The organism is Pseudoalteromonas sp. RB2-MNA-CIBAN-0110, from assembly GCF_040309305.1.
GTDB lineage: Bacteria > Pseudomonadota > Gammaproteobacteria > Enterobacterales > Alteromonadaceae > Pseudoalteromonas > Pseudoalteromonas arctica.
The window spans coordinates 1-231 of record NZ_JBEOOQ010000353.1; the positions used below are offsets into that span (position 1 = coordinate 1).

Genomic DNA, 231 nt, shown 5'->3' on the forward strand with positions numbered 1-231 from the left:
GTCTAAGGCAAGCTGTTCCCATACAGCTTTGTCCTCGGCCATTTTTTCGGCACGTTTACGTTCCGCTATGGCTTTTTCTGATTCGACTTTACTTAGTTGTTCCGCTGTTTTTATGCGTTCAGAACTACGCAGTGATTCATTTTTTAATTGCTCAACTTGTTCTTCAAGCTGACGAACATATTCCGATGGATCTTGAGGTTTGACAAATTTTTTAATTTTAAAACCTTTGGC

Annotated in this window: 1 protein-coding gene; it reads right to left on the bottom strand. The window is 39.4% G+C overall.

Annotated elements, in window-relative coordinates; genetic code table 11:
* A partial coding sequence (locus AAEY68_RS21770; protein WP_350586908.1) for a hypothetical protein occupies positions 1–231 on the bottom strand: 231 nt, incomplete at both ends.